The 17,180-nt window shown below is 61.3% G+C and carries 15 protein-coding genes; 10 read left to right on the top strand and 5 right to left on the bottom strand.

What is annotated here, in order from left to right:
- Positions 1-161 precede the first annotated feature (161 nt).
- A complete protein-coding gene (locus tag N434_RS17225) occupies positions 162-2,282 on the top strand; it encodes a TonB-dependent siderophore receptor (protein ID WP_110759480.1) in 2,121 nt (706 codons plus the stop codon).
- 201 nt (positions 2,283-2,483) lie between these two features.
- On the opposite strand, the gene N434_RS17220 is transcribed toward N434_RS17225, so the two are convergent.
- The gene (locus tag N434_RS17220) at positions 2,484-3,377 is read right to left on the bottom strand and encodes a helix-turn-helix domain-containing protein (protein ID WP_201101294.1); all 894 of its coding nucleotides are present in this window, start codon (positions 3,375-3,377) and stop codon (positions 2,484-2,486) included.
- A gap of 209 nt (positions 3,378-3,586) precedes the next feature.
- Here N434_RS17220 and N434_RS17215 point away from each other — a divergent pair, with 209 nt between their 5' ends.
- Positions 3,587-3,763 (top strand): hypothetical protein, encoded by a 177-nt coding sequence (locus N434_RS17215; protein WP_110759478.1) that lies wholly within the window; start codon positions 3,587-3,589, stop codon positions 3,761-3,763.
- Between the two features lie 87 nt (positions 3,764-3,850).
- Here N434_RS17215 and katG read toward each other — a convergent pair whose 3' ends face one another.
- Positions 3,851-6,022 (bottom strand): catalase/peroxidase HPI, encoded by a 2,172-nt coding sequence (katG, locus tag N434_RS17210; RefSeq protein ID WP_110759476.1) that lies wholly within the window; start codon positions 6,020-6,022, stop codon positions 3,851-3,853.
- 210 nt (positions 6,023-6,232) lie between these two features.
- On the opposite strand from katG, the gene N434_RS17205 reads away from it, so the two are divergent.
- The 7 genes from N434_RS17205 to N434_RS17175 all read left to right on the top strand — a co-directional run bounded on the left by N434_RS17205 (position 6,233) and on the right by N434_RS17175 (position 12,850).
- On the top strand, positions 6,233-7,141 hold the full coding sequence (locus N434_RS17205; RefSeq protein ID WP_110759475.1) for a hydrogen peroxide-inducible genes activator: 909 nt from the start codon (positions 6,233-6,235) through the stop codon (positions 7,139-7,141).
- A 36-nt stretch (positions 7,142-7,177) separates the two neighbouring features.
- A complete protein-coding gene (locus N434_RS17200; protein ID WP_110759473.1) occupies positions 7,178-8,179 on the top strand; it encodes a LacI family DNA-binding transcriptional regulator in 1,002 nt (333 codons plus the stop codon).
- Positions 8,180-8,352: 173 nt separating this feature from the next.
- Positions 8,353-9,387, top strand: coding sequence for a sterol desaturase family protein (locus N434_RS17195; protein ID WP_110759471.1), 1,035 nt, complete (start codon positions 8,353-8,355; stop codon positions 9,385-9,387).
- Complete coding sequence (locus tag N434_RS17190) at positions 9,384-9,695, top strand: MocE family 2Fe-2S type ferredoxin (protein ID WP_065116896.1); 312 nt, start codon at positions 9,384-9,386, stop codon at positions 9,693-9,695. The genes N434_RS17195 and N434_RS17190 overlap by 4 nt, the downstream gene beginning before the upstream one ends.
- Positions 9,696-9,770: 75 nt before the next feature.
- Entirely contained in the window at positions 9,771-10,715 is a 945-nt protein-coding gene (locus tag N434_RS17185; protein WP_110759674.1) for a substrate-binding domain-containing protein, read from the top strand.
- A gap of 57 nt (positions 10,716-10,772) precedes the next feature.
- Complete coding sequence (locus N434_RS17180) at positions 10,773-11,978, top strand: NAD(P)/FAD-dependent oxidoreductase (RefSeq protein WP_110759470.1); 1,206 nt, start codon at positions 10,773-10,775, stop codon at positions 11,976-11,978.
- The gene (locus tag N434_RS17175; protein WP_110759468.1) at positions 11,978-12,850 is read left to right on the top strand and encodes a sugar phosphate isomerase/epimerase family protein; all 873 of its coding nucleotides are present in this window, start codon (positions 11,978-11,980) and stop codon (positions 12,848-12,850) included. Before N434_RS17180 ends, N434_RS17175 begins: the two co-directional genes overlap by 1 nt.
- Before the next feature lie 2 nt (positions 12,851-12,852).
- Here N434_RS17175 and N434_RS17170 read toward each other — a convergent pair whose 3' ends face one another.
- The 3 genes from N434_RS17170 to N434_RS17160 form a co-directional block, all read right to left on the bottom strand.
- Positions 12,853-13,731, bottom strand: a complete 879-nt coding sequence (locus N434_RS17170; protein ID WP_110759466.1) for a DUF3313 domain-containing protein — start codon at positions 13,729-13,731, stop codon at positions 12,853-12,855.
- A 104-nt stretch (positions 13,732-13,835) separates the two neighbouring features.
- A complete protein-coding gene (locus N434_RS17165; RefSeq protein WP_110759465.1) occupies positions 13,836-15,173 on the bottom strand; it encodes a sensor histidine kinase in 1,338 nt (445 codons plus the stop codon).
- Positions 15,170-15,844: a response regulator transcription factor gene (locus N434_RS17160; RefSeq protein ID WP_065116902.1), complete on the bottom strand. Its 675-nt coding sequence runs from the start codon at positions 15,842-15,844 to the stop codon at positions 15,170-15,172. Before N434_RS17160 ends, N434_RS17165 begins: the two co-directional genes overlap by 4 nt.
- A 186-nt stretch (positions 15,845-16,030) precedes the next feature.
- On the opposite strand from N434_RS17160, the gene N434_RS17155 reads away from it, so the two are divergent.
- Entirely contained in the window at positions 16,031-17,179 is a 1,149-nt protein-coding gene (locus N434_RS17155; RefSeq protein WP_110759463.1) for an efflux RND transporter periplasmic adaptor subunit, read from the top strand.
- Position 17,180: the final 1 nt, after the last annotated feature.

Below are 17,180 nucleotides of genomic sequence, written 5' to 3'. Positions count from 1 at the left end.
AAGCCTAAGGAAGAGATGCCGCCCGAACAGCGGTGAAATTTCCGGGGTTTTGTACAAAACCGTAAAAAGTTACAATACCGGACAAACTTTCTCAAGTTATTGGCGCTTCGAGAGTGGGCCGTGGAAGCGGCGATAGGGACATCAACTTCTGGAACGCACCAATGAATATCGAAATCGAAGGCAGAAACCGCAAAACCGCGCGACGTCGTTACCGGGATACGGCCCTGCTTGCCTGCACGGCGCTTGTCGCCACCCTACCCGGTCCCTTGCTGGCGCAGGAGGCTGCCAATACAAGCGGCAGCACGGTTCTGGAACGGATCACCATCGACAGCGGCGACAATGACCAGAAGTCCATCGTCGCCACCCGCACCACGAGCGGCAGCAAGATGGCGACCGATATTCTCGATACGCCGGCCTCGGTTTCCGTCATCACCGCCAAGGAAATGCAGCAGCGCGGCGTGCAGACCGTGGAAGAGGCGCTGCAATATACCGCCGGTGTTACCACGGATTTCTATGGCTCCGACGATCGTTTCGACTATTTCAAGATTCGCGGTTTCGACGCCTATACCTATCGCGACGGCCTGACGCTCGGCCGCCCCTTTGGCGCGCTGCGCGAAGAAACCTATGCCTATGAGCGCGTGGAAGTGCTGAAGGGCGGCAACTCCACCACCTTTGGCGTCTCAGATCCCGGTGGCTCGGTGAACTATTCCACCAAGGTGCCGAAGCGCACCCGTTTCGGCGAAGTCTATGTCACCGGCGGCTCCTACAGCCGCGCCGAGACCGGTTTTGATTTCGGCGATAACATCACCAGCGACGATACGCTGTCCTATCGTCTGACCGGCAAGCTCAGAAATGCCGATGCGGAATATGACTATTCCCGCGATGACGAGAAATTCTTCATGGGCGGCCTGACCTGGCGTCCGACCGATGTCACCAGCCTGACCGTGGTTTACGACCATCTCAACAAGGATGGCGTTCCCGGCGGCGGCGGCCATCCGGTCGGTTCCCATTTTGACAGGAGCCGTTTCTTCGGCGAACCGGACTACAATTATCGCGGCACAAACCGCAATTCGGTCAGCGTGATGTTCGACCACGATTTCGGCTCTGGCCTGACGCTGAGTTCCAATGCGCGCTACAGCAAGACCAATACCGATTTCGGCTACGCCTATATCGCATCCACGCCGACTAACGGTTCGACCATCGCTGACCGGGCATTTTTCGGCAACGACACCGAAACCGAGAACTTCCTGATCGACACACGGCTGCAATATGACACGACCTTCGAAAATGTCGAAAGCCGCAGCCTCGTTGGTGTCTTCTATAACGACTACACATCCGGCAGCAAAAACTACTTCGGCGCTGCGCCGAGCATAGACTGGATGAACCCAGTCTATACCGGCGCACCCTCCTCGGTGCCGCTCTTCTCCAACTCGCTGACAGACCAGAAAACCAAGGCGATCTACCTGCAGCAGGACCTGACTTTCTTCGACAGGCTGATCGTCAGCGCCGGTCTGCGCAACGACTGGATCGACACCGACCAGACCAACCGGCTGAACGGCACGACGGCGAGCGGCGACATCAGCGAACTGACCAAGCGCATCGGCGTGTCCTACAAGGTCACCAATGAGATCGCGCCCTATATCAGCTATGCCGAATCGGTGGTGCCGGCATCGGGCCTCACCGTTGAACCGGAGCGCGGCGAGCAGATCGAGCTTGGCATCAAATACCGGCCGGAGGCTTTCCCCGCCCTGTTCACCGCCTCGATCTACGACCTGAAGAAAAACAACATCACCGTCACCAGCCCGATCACCAGCCTGCCGACCACGATCGGCGAAGTGCGCGTGCGCGGCATCGATCTGGAAGCCAAGGCGGAAGTCACCGACAATCTCAGCCTCACGGCGGCCTATTCCTATCTCGACGCGGAAATCACCGAAAACGGCACGGGCGGCAATGTCGGCAACCGACCGCAATTCGTGCCGGAACATCAGGCCTCGCTGTGGGTCAACTACACGCTCGCCGGCAACGACCACTTCGGCGACATGACCTTCGGTCTGGGCGGCCGCTACACAGGCGCTTATTATTTCGACAATGCCAACAAGGTCTCGACCGGCAGTAGTGTCACCGTGGATGCAGCATTCAGCTACAAGATCCAGGAGACCGCCTCACTGGATGTCAACGTTTCCAACCTCTTCAACGAAAAACACGTTGCTTATGGTGGTTTCGGCGCTGACTTCTACAATCCCGGCCGGGCGTTTTCCGTTACCCTTCGCAAGACGTGGTGAACTTCAGTATTCGCAATGCATTTCAGAGTATTAGGGATATTTCCTAACTCTAAACGTCATCCTCGGGCTTGTCCCGAGGATCTAACCACATCGCATCAAGTCAGAAGGCAGCAGATCCTCGGGACAAGCCCGAGGATGACGTAGAGCAAGGTTTGTGGAATTGCGCCGAACCGCTTCGCGTAGACGGCAAGGCGCGCCCGTTCAAAGCAGCCGGTGCATCCGTCGCCAGGCGGCCGGCGTATCACCTACCGAGTGGCGGAAGGCCTTGGTCAGATGGGCCTGATCGGAGAAACCGAGCTGCGCGGCGATATCGGCGACGGTCAGATCGCCTTCCAGCAGAAGTTTCTGGGCGGCATTGATGCGCCGCTCCAGCTGCCATTGCAGCGGCGTCTTGCCCGTGGTCTGGCGAAACACGGTGGCGAACCAGCTTTCGGAGAGCCCGACAATATCGGCCATTTCGGCAACCGTCATACGGTCGTCACCGCGCTTTTCGACGCGGGCGAGCAGCCTGTTCATCTGCGCCTGCGTCAGCCTGCCATTGGCCTGCTCGGGTGTCGGACCGGGAATATCCAGCAGCCCCGCAACGATCCCGCCAACAAGGCTTTCGGCATAAAGCGGATGTTTTGCCGGCTCGGCCAGTTCATCGACAAGCAGACCTGCCAGCGTTTCCACCGCACCGATATCCTGTATCTCGACCGGACGACGCAGCGCCGTCATGGCCGCGGAACCACCGACCGCCGGCGACAGGAAGCGCAAAAGCCGGTCTTTGTGGATATGCAGGTTGAGATGGGAAAAACGATGTGTGGCATTGCTGCTTGTCCACATCGGCACGCCGGCCGGCACATAGACCGCCCGGGTCATCGGCCGCGAATGCTGTGAAAGCTCGCCATCGCGGTTGGAAATCCGGATCCGTGACGAGACATCGTTGAAGAAAATCATGATGCGGGGATCGGCGGCCAGATAATAACCCTTCGCCCCCATCTGGCTTTCGGCCTCCCAGAACGCGCTGACCAGCCCGTCAAACTGGCGCCATTTGACCGGTGCAGTGACGCTGATCCCTTCCGTGTGCCAGGTCATGGAATGCCAGAAACTCAATGCGGTTACCGTCCGGTTGTCGAGCCGAGGTTGGGAACGCGGGAAGCGGCAAACGCCGCAACAGACATCGCGCCCCTACGCCAATAACATGACTTATCAATTCATGTTAATAGCAAAGATCGTTATAAAATGAAACATTCGCTCACGCGGAACCTTCGACCCGGGGGACCCGTTAAGTCCATGAGATGAATTTAACACGGGAGACTGTCATGGATAGCAAGAAGGAACCGGGCGACTTCGCAGACAAGAAGCGCGAGGAACAGGGCCGTGGCGTCATTGTCGCCGGGCCCGATGCGCATGAAAATGAAAAGAGTGGCAAGACGCCTGCGGGAAGAACCGAAAAATCCTCCCCTGAGCGGCAGGTTCCATCTTCCGACCGCCGCTGATGTGATTTTTGGATGCTTTGACAAGGTCAAAAAAACCTCCCCGATCGCTCGGGGAGGTGTTGCTTTATTGGGTGGTCGCTTTTCCGTTCAGACGAGGTCGAAACGGTCGGCGTTCATCACCTTCGTCCAGGCGGCAATGAAGTCGCGGACGAATTTTTCCCTGTTATCGTCCTGCGCATAAACTTCCGCATAGGCGCGCAGGATGGAGTTGGAGCCGATGACGAGGTCGACACGGGTCGCCGTATATCTGGCCGCACCGGTCTTACGGTCACGAATCTCGTAGAGATTGTTGCCGGTCGGAACCCAGGAATAGGCCATGTCCGTCAGCGTCGTGAAGAAGTCCGTCGTCAGCGCGCCGGGCTTGTCGGTAAACACCCCATGCGCCGTGCCGGCGTAATTGGCGCCGATGACGCGCAGGCCGCCGATGAGGACGGTCAGTTCCGGCGCTGTGAGACCGAGAAGCTGCGCCCGGTCGAGCAGCAGTTCTTCGGGGCTGACAACATAGTCCTTCTTGATCCAGTTGCGGAAACCATCCGCCAGCGGCTCGAGCGGGGCGAAGCTGTCGGCATCCGTCTGCTCGGCGGAAGCGTCACCACGGCCGGCCGCGAAAGGCACGGCGATGTCGAAGCCGGCCGCTTTCGCCGCCTGTTCCACACCGTAATTGCCGGCCAGAACGATCACATCGGCGATGCTCGCACCGGTTTCACGGGCAATCGTCTCAAGAACCGAAAGCACACGGGAAAGACGGGCGGGCTCGTTGCCTTCCCAGTCCTTCTGCGGTGCGAGGCGGATGCGGGCGCCATTGGCGCCGCCGCGCTTGTCCGAACCACGGAAGGTGCGGGCGCTGTCCCATGCGGTCGCAACCAGATCGGCGACCGGCAAGCCGGAAGCGGCGATCTTTGCCTTGACGGCAGCGACATCGTAGCTCGTGGAACCGGCAGGGATCGGGTCCTGCCAGATCAGGTCTTCCGCCGGAACGTCCGGGCCGATGTAACGGGACTTCGGCCCCATGTCGCGATGCGTCAGCTTGAACCAGGCGCGGGCGAAGACGTCAGAGAAATGGTCCTGATCGTCCTTGAACCGCAGCGAGATCTCGCGGTAGATCGGATCGACCTTCAGGGCCATATCGGCATCGGTCATCATCGGGATGGTGCGGATCGAGGCATCCTCGACGTCGACAGGCTTGTCTTCCTCGGCGATGGTGATCGGCGCCCATTGCGATGCACCGGCGGGGCTGTGCGTCAAAGTCCATTCATGCTTGAACAGCATATCGAAGAAGCCGTTGTCCCACTTGGTCGGCTCGCTCGTCCAGGCGCCTTCGATGCCCGATACCACGGTGTCACGGCCAATGCCGCGGCCCTTGGTGTTGATCCATCCAAGACCCTGATATTCCGGGCCTGCGGCTTCCGGATCGGGGCTGAGGTTGGCAGCACTGCCATTGCCGTGCGACTTGCCGATGGTGTGGCCGCCGGCGGTGAGAGCCACGGTTTCCTCGTCGTCCATGCCCATGCGGGCGAAGGTCTCGCGCATCTGCGCCGCCGTTGCCAGCGGATCGGACTTGCCGTTCACACCTTCCGGATTGACGTAGATGAGGCCCATCTGCACGGCGGCAAGCGGGTTTTCCAGCGTCTCGGGCTTGCTCACGTCGCCGTAACGGCCATCGCTCGGCGCCAGCCATTCCTTTTCGTCACCCCAATAGGTGTCCTTTTCCGGCGCCCAGATATCTTCACGGCCGAAAGCAAAGCCATAGGTCTTCAGACCGGCAACGTCATAGGCGATGGTGCCGGCGAGCGCGATGAGGTCGGCCCAGGAAAGCTTGTTGCCGTATTTCTTCTTGATCGGCCACAGCAGGCGACGGCCCTTGTCGGTGTTGACGTTATCCGGCCAGGAGTTGAGCGGCGCAAAACGCTGGTTGCCGGTGTTGGCGCCACCACGCCCGTCCGTCACGCGGTAGGAACCGGCGGCATGCCAGGTGACGCGCGCCATCATGCCGACATAGCTGCCCCAGTCGGCCGGCCACCATTCCTGGCTGTCGGTCATCAGGGCGCGCAGATCGGCCTTCAGGGCCTCGACGTCGAGCGTCTTCAGGGCTTCACGATAGTTGAAGGAGGTGCCGAGCGGGTTGGTCTTGGTATCGTGCTGGTGCAGAATGTCGAGGTTCAGCGCATTCGGCCACCATTCGGTTACCGATTTACCGGAGGCCGTATTGCCTCCGTGCATGACAGGACACTTGCCGGCCGGTTTTGAAGTTGCGTCCATTTCGCCCTCCGATGGGTTTAGCAATTAAACGAAATAATCAATTCGACATGTGCAGCATTCCGAGCCAGAACCCGAGGCAGGTCATGGAAAACCGTGCGGCGGCGCTGGTGATCTCTCACAGCTACAGCTTCTTTCTGTCATGAAGATGACTAACAGCCGGGTTCCATAATTTCCAATTGTATATTCTAAAGGCTGCGATATGCTGGGCTTATGATTGCGCTCTCCATGAAACATCTTCGTTATTTCGATGCGCTCGCCAAGATCGGCCATTTCGGCCGGGCGGCGGAGGCATGCGCGATTTCCCAGCCGGCGCTTTCGCTGCAGATCCGCGAGCTGGAAGAACTGATCGGCGCGCCGCTTGTCGAACGCGGCAGCCGCCAGATTCGGCTGACGACGCTTGGCGAGGAATTTGCCGAGCGCACCCGCTCGATCCTGCGGTCGGTGGATGAGTTGCAGGATCTGGCGCGCGCCGGCCAGGGCCCGCTCAGCGGCCGCCTGCGCATCGGCGTCATCCCCACCGTCGCACCCTATCTTCTACCACAGGTCATCAAGACGCTCACCCGGCATTATCCGGAACTGGAGGCACGCCCACGCGAGGCGGTGACGCAGAAACTCATCGAGGATCTTCTGGAGGCAAAGCTGGACATGGCGATCGTCGCCCTGCCCGTCTCGGAACCGGCGCTGGAGGAGGTTCCGCTGTTTTCGGAGGAATTCATTCTGGTGCGGCCGATGGAGGATGCAGGCATGCCGGTGCCGAGCGCCGACAAGCTGGGCGAAATGCGCCTGCTGCTGCTTGAAGAAGGTCATTGTTTCCGCAATCAGGCGCTTTCCTTCTGCAGCACGACCAATGCGCCGCCACGCGTGCTGATGGAGGGCAGCTCGCTCTCCACCCTCGTGCAGATGGTCGGCGCCGGCATCGGCGTCACGCTCATTCCGCAGATGGCGGTCGATATGGAAACACGCCAATCCACGGTCTCGGTCTTCCGGCTGGCGGAACCGCGCCCGTCACGCACCATCGGCATGGTGTGGCGCAAGAGCAATCCGCTGTCTGCGCAGTTCAGCCATATTGCCGAGATTGTTCGCGAATGCGGTCTCCAGAAACTTGGCATCGCCCAGTAGAATCCGACAGCCGCGCCACCAGCAGGGAACCCGAATTTGAGCAGGCCGAATTATCGCGATATCGCCCGCCTCGCGGGCGTCGGGACAGCAACGGTCGAGCGGGTGCTGAACGGGCGCGGCGGCGTCCGCGCCGAACTCGTGGAAAAGGTCGTCATCGCCGCGCGGGAACTGGACTATCCCCGCACCCTGCCGGAAACCCATCGCGGGTTGCTGCGCATAGAAGTGCTGATGGTACGCCCCGAAACCACCTTTTACCGGCGGCTCTCCAGGGCCTTCGAGAGAATTGCCGCAACGCTCGACCCTCTTGTCGTCGTTCACCGCAGCTTTGCCGAGGAAATGAAACCGGAGGAGCTGGCGAGCCGCATCATCGCCGCCGGCGAAGCCCGCGCCGGCCTGATCCTCGCCATTCCGAGCAGCCCGGCGGTCAGCGCTGCTGTCGAGGCGGTGGTCGCGCGCGGCGTGCCTGTCGTGCACGTCGTAACGCGCGCCTCGGCCGAAAAAGGTGAATTCATCGGCATCGACAATGGCGCGGCGGGACGCACGGCGGCGTATTTCATCACCCGCATGGCGCGCCGGCCCGGCCCGGTCATCGCGCTCTGCCATCCGATCTATCAGGTTCACCGTGACCGTATCAGCGGCTTTTCCGACTATTTCCACGATCATGCCGGCGAACATGGCTTCGAGTGGCTGGGTTTTACCCGCGATGACGAATATTACAGCGCCGAGACCCTGCGCATGGCGCTGGATCTTTATCCCGACATGGCCGGCCTTTATAATGTCGGCGGCGCAAATTCCGCACTGATCGACGTTCTTCGCAGGCACCCACGCGGCGGCGAGATATTCTTCGTCGGCCATGAGCTGACCGATTATACGCGCAAGGCCCTGAATGACGGCATCATGGATATCGTGCTCGATCAGGCCCCCGAGGCGCAGGCCCGTCGGGCGCTGGACCTCGTCCTTCGCCGGATCGGTCTTACCGATATCGAGCCTGACAGCGCCCCCATCCGCTTCATTACCATCACCGCAGAGAGCCTTTGATCTGATTTGATCAAGGAAGGCTTCGGCATTCACAAATCTCCCTGTTAATTTTGCGTCAGGGAGGAAAGCCGCAGATCGCAGGGAGCGACGGGCGGCCAAGGCGTGCGAGCGCCCTCCTTCATCGTGAAAACTTGCACGGGCGTGTCAAAAGCGGGCGCCCGAAGGAGAGCGCTATGGACGATCTGAAATATGGAACGCGCAACAAGCGCGGCGACTGGGCGCCCAACCAGCCGGTGGAAACGGCCCCGCTCTTCGCTTTCCCGCCGCGCCTCATGGCGGTGCTGAAGTGGCTGCCGCATTATTTTTTCCCGTGGAATGCGATCTTCGCACTTTCGGCGGTCGCCTATTGGGCCTTTGTCATTCCGCCGGTCGAAACCATGGCCACGCTCGGCATCGGCTGGATCGCCTGGCTTTATGCCGTCAATGCGGTCTGCGTTTTCCTCTTCTACGGCGGTTTCGAACTCCATCTCTATATTCTCAAGCGGCAGGAAAACCGCTTCAAATATAACGGCAAGTTCCCCGCCGAACAGAAGAGCAAGGCCTTCTGGTTCGAGAGCCAGAACCTCGACAACATCCTGCGCACCTTCCTTTCCGGCGTGACGATCTGGACCGCCATCGAAGTGGCAATGCTGTGGGCCTATGCCAATGGTTATGCGCCCTGGCTCAGCTTTGCCGAAAATCCGTGGACGCTTGCGATCGTGGCGCTTGTGGTGCCGATCATCCACGAATTTCACTTCTTCTGCATTCACCGGCTCATCCACATACCGCTGCTTTATAAATGGGTGCATTCCGTCCACCACAATTCGGTGAACCCGTCGCCCTGGTCGTCGCTCTCCATGCATCCGGTTGAGCATCTGCTCTATTTCGGCACGGCCTTTTATCATCTGATCCTGCCGTCCAATCCGGTCCTCATGCTCTACCAGCTGCATTATGCGGGTTTCGGCGCGATCCCCGGCCATGTCGGCTTCGACAAGGTCGAGGTCGGCGAGGACAAGCTGGTCGATAGCCATGCCTATGCGCATTACCTCCACCACAAATATTTCGAGGTGAATTACGGCGATGCCCTCATCCCGCTCGATCGGTGGTTCGGCACCTGGCACGACGGCTCGGCGGAAGGAGAGGCCCGCATGCAGGAACGCTATCGCAAACGCAAAGAAAAACTCGCGGCCCGCAAGGCGCGCAATACCATCGGGGAGGCAGCCGAATGAGCTGGGTTTCAGCCTGCAAACTGGACGACATCGAACAGGAAGGGGCGATCCGCTTCGACCACGCCGGACGCACCTACGCGATCTATCGCGGGCCGGATGACAGCGTTTATTGCACGGCCGGCCTGTGCACCCATGAGGCGATCCATCTTGCCGAAGGGCTGGTGATGGATTTCGAGGTGGAATGTCCCAAGCATTCCGGCGCCTTCGATTACCGCACCGGCGAAGCCCTCCGGCTTCCCGCCTGCGAGAATCTGAAGACCTATCCGGCGCAGGTGGTGGACGGCGAAGTACGCGTCACCATCGGCTAGGCCGAGCTTTCGAGCAGGCCCGCAAGGGCCTCCGGAATGCACCCGGGCGGCCCGGCGCCCCAAGGGAGGACAAACATGAAATCCATCTGTACCATGGCCGCTCTGGCGGTCCTGTTCGCCGGCACGGCGTCGGCCGAGACCATCGGCGTTTCGATGCAGAGTTTCGACAATAATTTCCAGACCCTGCTGCGCGAAGGGCTCGGCACCCGGGCATCGGAGGTCGACGGCGTCAAGATCCAGGTCGAGGACGCGCAGGCCGATATTTCCAAGCAGCTCAACCAGGTCAATAATTTCATCGCCGCCGGCGTCGATGCGATCATCGTCACGCTCGCGGACACCTCGGCCGCACCCGGCATCAGCGATGCCGCCGCCAAGGCAGGCATTCCGCTCGTCTATCTCAATCTCGAGCCGGACAATGTCGGCAAGCTTCCCGAAAAACAGGCCTATGTCGGCTCAAGGGAAACCGATGCCGGGCGGCTGGCCGGCGAAGCGGCCTGTTCGCTGCTCAAGGAAAAGGGAAAGGCGGCGGATGCGCAGGCTTATATATTGATGGGCGACCTTGCCCATCAGGCATCGCGCGACCGTACCTCGTCCTTTAAACAGGCGCTCGCATCCGGCGACTGCAAGGCCGTCACCATCGCCGACGAACAGTCGGCGGCCTGGACACGGACAAACGCCATGGACATGACGACGAACTGGATCACCGCCGGACGTCCCATCGACGTCGTCTTCGCCAATAATGACGAAATGGCCATCGGCGCGGTGCAGGCGCTGAAGGCGGCAAGCGTTTCGATGGATGATGTCATCGTCATCGGCATCGACGCCACCCCGGACGGGCTTGCCTCCATGGCCGCCGGCGATCTGGATGCCACGGTGTTCCAGAACGCCAGGGGGCAATCGACAAGTGCGCTCGATGCCGCCGTCGCCCTGATGCGCGGCACGCCGGTCGACAAGCAGGTCATGGTGCCCTTCGAACTGGTGACGCGGAAAAACATGACCGATTACGCCAGCCGCAACTGACCCTCCCCCAGCCGGTGCGCCCTGAAAAGCGCGCCGGCCCCTTCTCACGGAGATATCATGGACGCAATCGTCATCATCGGCGCCGGCGAGGCGGGCACGCGTGCCGCCTTCACTTTGCGCGACACGGGCTTCGACGGCGATATCACGCTGGTCGGCGCCGAGCCGCATCCGCCGTATGAACGGCCGCCGCTTTCCAAACCACTCGAAACTGCGGTGCGGATGAAACCCATCTGCGCGGACGGAGCGCTGAAGGCCGCCCGTATCGCCTATCTGCAAGGCGTGTCGGCCAGCCGTATCGATGCGAAAGACCGTCTGGTGACGCTCGATGACGGGCGGACACTTGGCTATGACAGGCTGCTCCTCGCAACCGGGGCGCAGCCGCGAACACTCGCCTGCCCCGGTGCCGAACAGGCGCTCAATTTCCGCACCCATGCGGATGCGGAAGTGATTTTCTCCCGCGCCGATAGCGGCGCACGGATCGCGATCATCGGTGGCGGACTGATCGGAATGGAGCTTGCGGCGGTGCTGCGCGGCAAGGGGCTGACGGTCAGCGTTATCGAAGCGGCGGCGCGGCCGCTCGGCCGGGCGGTTCCGCAGCGTTTTGCCGAAAAGATACATGCGCGCCATCGCGATGAAGGGGTGCATTTCCATCTGGGTCAGGGCGCTTCGGAGATTACGCCGGAAGCTGTCCTGCTAACCAATGGCGGGCGCGTGCCCGCCGATATCGTCGTCTCCGCCATCGGTGTCGTGCCCAATATCGCTCTGGCCGAAGCGGCGGGGCTTGCGACCGGCAACGGCATTCTGACCGATGTGTTCCTGCGCACCAGCGATCCCCACATCTTCGCGGCGGGCGATTGCGCGGCCGTCTCGCAAGCCGCTGGCGGGCATATCCGGTTCGAAAGCTGGCGCAATGCCCGCAGCCAGGCGGAAATCGCCGGGCGCAACAGTCTCGGCGCAAACGAGGCTTTTACCGCCCTCCCATGGTTCTGGTCGGATCAATATGATCTCGGCCTTCAGGTCGCGGGCCTGCCGCAGCCGGGACATCAAAGCGTCATCCGTCCGCTCGGCGATGGCGAGCTGGAATTCTTCCTTGAAGACGGCCAGCTTGTCGCAGCAGCCGGGCTGGGTATCGGCAACAGCGTCGCCAAAGACATAAAACTGGCCGAGATGCTGATTGCCGCCGGTATCAGCCCCGATCCGGCGGCGCTTGCCGATCCCGGCCTCAACCTCAAGACCTTGCTAAAAAGCGCGCGGGCGGCCTGATGCAGAAGCTGCTCGTCTTTCAATCGCTCTGGGCCATGGAACGGCTAAACGGCAATGGCCCTGAACCCGGCCTTGAGGAAAACATTGCCCAGATCGCCGAAGCCGGGTTCGATGGCATCAGCGCGCATTATACCGACCGTGCGGATGTGCGGCGTCTCAATGAGGCGATCCGTGGTACTGGCCTCAGGGTCGAAGGCGTGTGCTTTCCACGCAATGTTGACGACCTGCGCCACACGCTGGAACTGGCACAGGAATTTCCGGTCAGCCATATCGATCTGCAGGCGGATATCCGCCCACGCCGGGTGGAGGATTGCCTGCCGCTACTGGACGGCTGGATGTGGCTTGCCGAAGAGGCCGGCGTTCCCGTCTACATCGAGACCCATCGCAACCGCATCACCAGCGATCTCCTATTCACGCTGGACCTGCTCGAGCAGCGACCCGATCTGCCGCTTCTCGCCGATCTCTCCCATTATCTCGTTGCCCGCGAATTTGCCGTTCCGGTGGAAGACGAGAGCCACAGGCAAATCCACCGCATCCTTCATAATGCGCGGGCCTTTCACGGACGCATCGGCTCCTGCGAGCAGATCCAGATCGAGATTTCCTTTGCCCATCACCGGCCATGGGTCGATCTATTTCTGGACTGGTGGGACTATGGTTTCCGGCATTGGCGATCCCGTGCGCCCGATCATGCCGAGCTGGTCTTCACCTGCGAACTCGGCCCTCGGCCCTATGCGATTACCGGCCGGGACGGCAACGATTCCACCGACAGATGGGCGGAGTCGCTGCTGCTCAGGACGATGGCACAGAGATTGTGGGCGGAGGCTGCTTATCCCGTGAATACCGTGACGACGGGTGCGGAAAAGCCCTTCTGATCCTATTTCGGCGCCACTTTCGCCTGTTTGTCCGTCCATTCGGGCGGCGCGCCGAACTGGTCGGCGACCATACCCTGCAGGCCGCGCGAGCGGCCATAGGCGTCACATTCGGCATATTTCGGTTTTCCCCCAAGGGCCGAGCGCATGCGGTGGCCGGACGGGATCGAGATATCCAGACCTTCGGAGGTCTTGCCGGTAACGAGGATGCGCGCGAAATAATTGGCGAAGTTGGAGGCAAGCCCGTAGGCATCACCGATTTCCGAAACACGGGCATTGTCGGTGAAGGAATTGGCACCCTTCGACCAGACGGCTGCCGCGCGCTGGACGCCGGTACTGTCCACCGCCTCCGCCTCGACCGCCAGACCGCCGAGCCCGACGGGCAGACGCGGCACGCCGACCGGCAAGACAAAATTGCTGCCGAGCGACACCGCCGTCGAAACACCGGCCATGGTCTTGTCGGTCGGCACCAGATCGGTGATGACGGTACGCACCGTCATGTCCGCCGGCTGGCCAAGAGCGGCGATCCGGTATCTGTCGCTGAGCGCCACGCAGATGGCGCGATCGAGCGCGTTCGAGACAAGCGCGCGGTCCTTTTCCGAGGTGACCCGCGACGAAGCGGTGAAGGAAAAGGTGGTGGGCACGATGGCGACGGTTTTAACCGCGGCCAGTCCCTTGGCATCCACGAAGGTTCTGGTCTTGGTGAACTTGCCCTTGGCGGGGCTGAGCTGGGCATAGGATGTCAGCGTGCCGCCCTCCTGCAGCGGAACGGAGGCACAGCCGGACATGATGAGGGCAAAAGGCAAGGTGGCGAAGGTGGCGCTGCGGCTGCGCGCAACTTTGCTGCCGCTGGCCGTGACGAACGGATTCCGCTGGTGTATCATTGCATGTGCTCCGGTTGGAAAGATTTCCTGTGCCCCGCACGCTACGACAGCTAAAATTGCGGCAGCATTACAATCGCGGTCCGCAGGCACTGCAAAAATCGCGATCAGAAGCAGAGCCGGAATGTGCTTCCGAAGGCGGAACTTTCCAGAAGGACACGTCCATTGTGATCGGCGACGATCTGCTTGACGAGACTGAGACCGAGGCCCGCTCCCGTGCTTCGCGGCGTCACGCGATAGAATGGCTCGAATATCCGCTCCTGCTGGTCTTCGGCTATGCCCTGCCCTTCGTCGGAAACCGCGATCTCGCCATTGGCAAGAACCGACACATGGATCATTCCCCGGTTGCCGCCGTGATCAATGGCGTTGCGCACGATATTGCTGACGGCGCGCGGCAGGGCAAACGGGTTACCCTGCATCTCGTATCGCGCAATCCGGGTATCGAAGGCAATATCGTAACCCGCAGACAGCGCCAGCGGCGCAAGATCGGCAACGACAGTGCGGGCGATCTCCACCAGATCGACCGTCTCCCACCGGTCATGCACCTGATCATTCCGCTCGACCGCCAGAAGCTGTTCCGTGGTTTCGCCGAGCCGTGCGACATCCTCCATCAGCCGTTGCCGTTCCGGCCCATCCGGCAGGCCCTCTATCCGGGTCTGCATGATGGCGATCGGTGTTCTGAGTTCATGCGCCGCGTCGATGAGAAAACGCTGGCGTGCCCGAAACTGCTGCTCGAGCCGTTCGAGGATGCTGTTGAAGGATACGATCAGCGGCACGACTTCGCGTGGCACATCCTCGACGGGCAGCTTCGCGCCCGCCCGGCGCGGGTCGATCTCCGGGGCTTTCCGGACGACGGAACTGAGACCGGCGAGCGCCTGGCGCACGATGCGCGGCACGGAAAAGAACACCGCAGGCAGGATAACCGCCAGCAGCGGAACATAGATCGGATAGGTGCCGAAAAGAAGCGTCAGAAACGACGCGCTGATATGGGAGGTTCCGCCGAACATGACCCTCAACGGGCCAGATGCCGTATCGAGACTTTCAGACAGCGCGACCTCGGATATGCCGGCACCGCCGCGAATATCGGCATCCACCATCAGATGGGCGTAACGCGATAGCTCGGCATAGACCGGCGGCACAGCGCCATAGGTCACGGACTGGCCATCCAGCGTCGAGGCAACGAACCAGAGTTCTTCATTCTCCGCCTTGAGAGCCTTCAGCGCCGGCCCCTCGGTGATGACGAGCCCCTTCTGCGGATCGAGCGAAAGTGACTCGTCGAGTGTCGAAGACAGGTCCTCCCAAAGCCCGATATTGGGAGAGACCCGCATCACCCCGTAAATGCAGAGGCCGACGATGACGACCGCGATCATGGCGGAGACAACGATGCTGAGCTGCCAGCTCAATTGCCACCACAGGGACGGATTGGACTTGCCCTTCACCTTCATGCCTCTTCCTTCAGCAGATAGCCGATGCCGCGGATATTGTGCACGCTCACCCCGGCCGATACGTCCAGCAGACGCTTGCGCAGCCGCGATATATGCGCGTCGAGCGCATTGGACTGTATCTCCTCCTCGTAGTTATAGACGGCCGCCTCGAGCGTGGAGCGCAGCACGGATTTGCCTTTGCGTTTCGCGAGCGCGACGAGGACCAGAAGCTCGCGTCTTGGCAGATCGAAGGGAGCCGAATTGATCGTGATGCTGAGATGCAGCGGGTCGATCACGATACGTCCGGCGGTGATCTGGGCCGGCGCAAGGTTTGCCGGCCGTCTCAACACCGCACGCACCCGCGCCAGAAGCTCACCGACGAGAAACGGCTTGCCCAGATAATCATCGGCGCCGCCGTCCAGCCCCGCAATGCGCTCCTCCGGTTCGTTCATCGCCGTCAAGAGGATGATCGGCGTATCGACACCGGCGCGGCGCAGTTTCGGGATGAAGGCAAGGCCCTCCCCGTCCGGCAGGCGACGGTCAAGCAGGATGGCGTCATAGACATGCTGGCGCGTCAGCTCCATCGCATCGCCAAGCCACATCGTGTGGTCGATGACGATGCCCTGCTTGCCGAGCGTTGCCGACAGCGCATCCGCCATTTCCTTTTCATCTTCGATCAACAGAAGTCTCATGGATCACCGTCCCTTCGCCATCCGTTGTCTGCCAGAAAGGTTGCGGCAGTATTGCGGCGACAGGGGCGGTTCAGGGTAATGCTGCTGCAATTATGGCCCCCTATCCAGACACTATCCGCCTGAGAACAGGCGACATGACCGCTCGGCGAGCGGCCACAGAGAAAGCTTTGCCTGGAAGGATTGATTATGTGGGTAAAGAAAACCATCAAAACCGGCATCGTGCTTGCGGGCTGCGTTGTCGTCGTCACCGCTCTCGACACGGCGCGCGGCAGCGTCGATGCCAATGAGCGCCTCAAGGGCATTGTCGAAGCCGCCACCATGAGCCCGGCCGGCATTCCGTTCGAACTGGCGGCCTCGGAAACGGCGAGAATCGCCGCACGCCGGATGGCGGAAAAGCTCAGCATCAGCGGCGAGCTTCAGCCCGTCAGCCGCGTTGTGATCCGCGCCCGCGAGGCTGGAAAGATCCTCGACATGAACGTCCGGGACGGACAGGCGGTAAAGGCGGGCGATGTGCTGGTGCGCTTTGAAACCGACGATCTGCAATCGGCGCTGCTGCAACGGCAAAGCGACCGGGATGCGGCCGAGGCCGAGTTGACGCTGGCGATGCAGGCCCTGACGAGGACGGAACAGCTTGCCGCCAAGAACATTGCATCGGCCGAACAGCTGGACAAGGCGAAAAGCGATGTGGTGGTGAAAACGGCAAGGGTTCAGAGCCTTTCGGCACAGGCCGATATCGCCCGCCTCGCCCTGCGCAATGCGGAAATCCGCGCGCCTTTCAGCGGCACCGTCACGCGCCGCCTGGCCGAGGCCGGCGCACGCGTCGGCGCCGACGGCGAGCTTCTGACGCTGGTCGATACAAGCGTTCTGGAGGCGAAGGTCCTCGTCGCCACCCGCGACATTCCGCGTGTTGCGCTGGGCCAGACAGCGGAACTGGAGATCGACGGCATCAGCGGCCAGACCGTCCCGAGCACCGTCGAGCGGATCAGCCCGGTTGCCGAAGATGGCACGCGTTTCGTCGCCGTCTACCTGCGGCTTGTCAATCACGACGGGCGGCTGTGGGGCGGGATGTTTGCCAGCGGGTCGATCCTCGTGCGCGAAAAAAACGATGCGCTCGTGGTCCCCGCCATAGCACTGCGCAAGGATGAAACCGGTTATCACGTTCTGAAAGTCCTGGATGGCCATCTCCGCCGCCAGACGGTGGCGCTGGGATCACGCTGGAACGACGGCAGCCTGATCGAGGTCGCCGCCGGGCTTAAGGATGGCGAAACAATCCTGACCGCTCCGCTTCCGGAATTGCAGCCCGACATGGCCGTGACCATAGACAGGGCAGGCTGAG

Source organism: Rhizobium sp. UGM030330-04 (assembly GCF_003208455.1).
In the GTDB taxonomy this organism is placed as follows: Bacteria; Pseudomonadota; Alphaproteobacteria; order Rhizobiales; family Rhizobiaceae; genus Agrobacterium; species Agrobacterium rhizogenes_A.
This window is presented reverse-complemented; position numbering and strand designations above follow the sequence as displayed.

Coding starts and splice junctions, on each gene's coding strand:
- N434_RS17225 (WP_110759480.1), top strand. CDS start 162: ATGAATATCGAAATCGAAGGCAGAAACCGCAAAACCGCGCGACGTCGT.
- N434_RS17215 (WP_110759478.1), top strand. CDS start 3,587: ATGGATAGCAAGAAGGAACCGGGCGACTTCGCAGACAAGAAGCGCGAG.
- katG (WP_110759476.1), bottom strand. CDS start 6,022: ATGGACGCAACTTCAAAACCGGCCGGCAAGTGTCCTGTCATGCACGGA.
- N434_RS17205 (WP_110759475.1), top strand. CDS start 6,233: ATGATTGCGCTCTCCATGAAACATCTTCGTTATTTCGATGCGCTCGCC.
- N434_RS17195 (WP_110759471.1), top strand. CDS start 8,353: ATGGACGATCTGAAATATGGAACGCGCAACAAGCGCGGCGACTGGGCG.
- N434_RS17190 (WP_065116896.1), top strand. CDS start 9,384: ATGAGCTGGGTTTCAGCCTGCAAACTGGACGACATCGAACAGGAAGGG.
- N434_RS17185 (WP_110759674.1), top strand. CDS start 9,771: ATGAAATCCATCTGTACCATGGCCGCTCTGGCGGTCCTGTTCGCCGGC.
- N434_RS17180 (WP_110759470.1), top strand. CDS start 10,773: ATGGACGCAATCGTCATCATCGGCGCCGGCGAGGCGGGCACGCGTGCC.
- N434_RS17175 (WP_110759468.1), top strand. CDS start 11,978: ATGCAGAAGCTGCTCGTCTTTCAATCGCTCTGGGCCATGGAACGGCTA.
- N434_RS17170 (WP_110759466.1), bottom strand. CDS start 13,731: ATGATACACCAGCGGAATCCGTTCGTCACGGCCAGCGGCAGCAAAGTT.
- N434_RS17165 (WP_110759465.1), bottom strand. CDS start 15,173: ATGAAGGTGAAGGGCAAGTCCAATCCGTCCCTGTGGTGGCAATTGAGC.
- N434_RS17160 (WP_065116902.1), bottom strand. CDS start 15,844: ATGAGACTTCTGTTGATCGAAGATGAAAAGGAAATGGCGGATGCGCTG.
- N434_RS17155 (WP_110759463.1), top strand. CDS start 16,031: ATGTGGGTAAAGAAAACCATCAAAACCGGCATCGTGCTTGCGGGCTGC.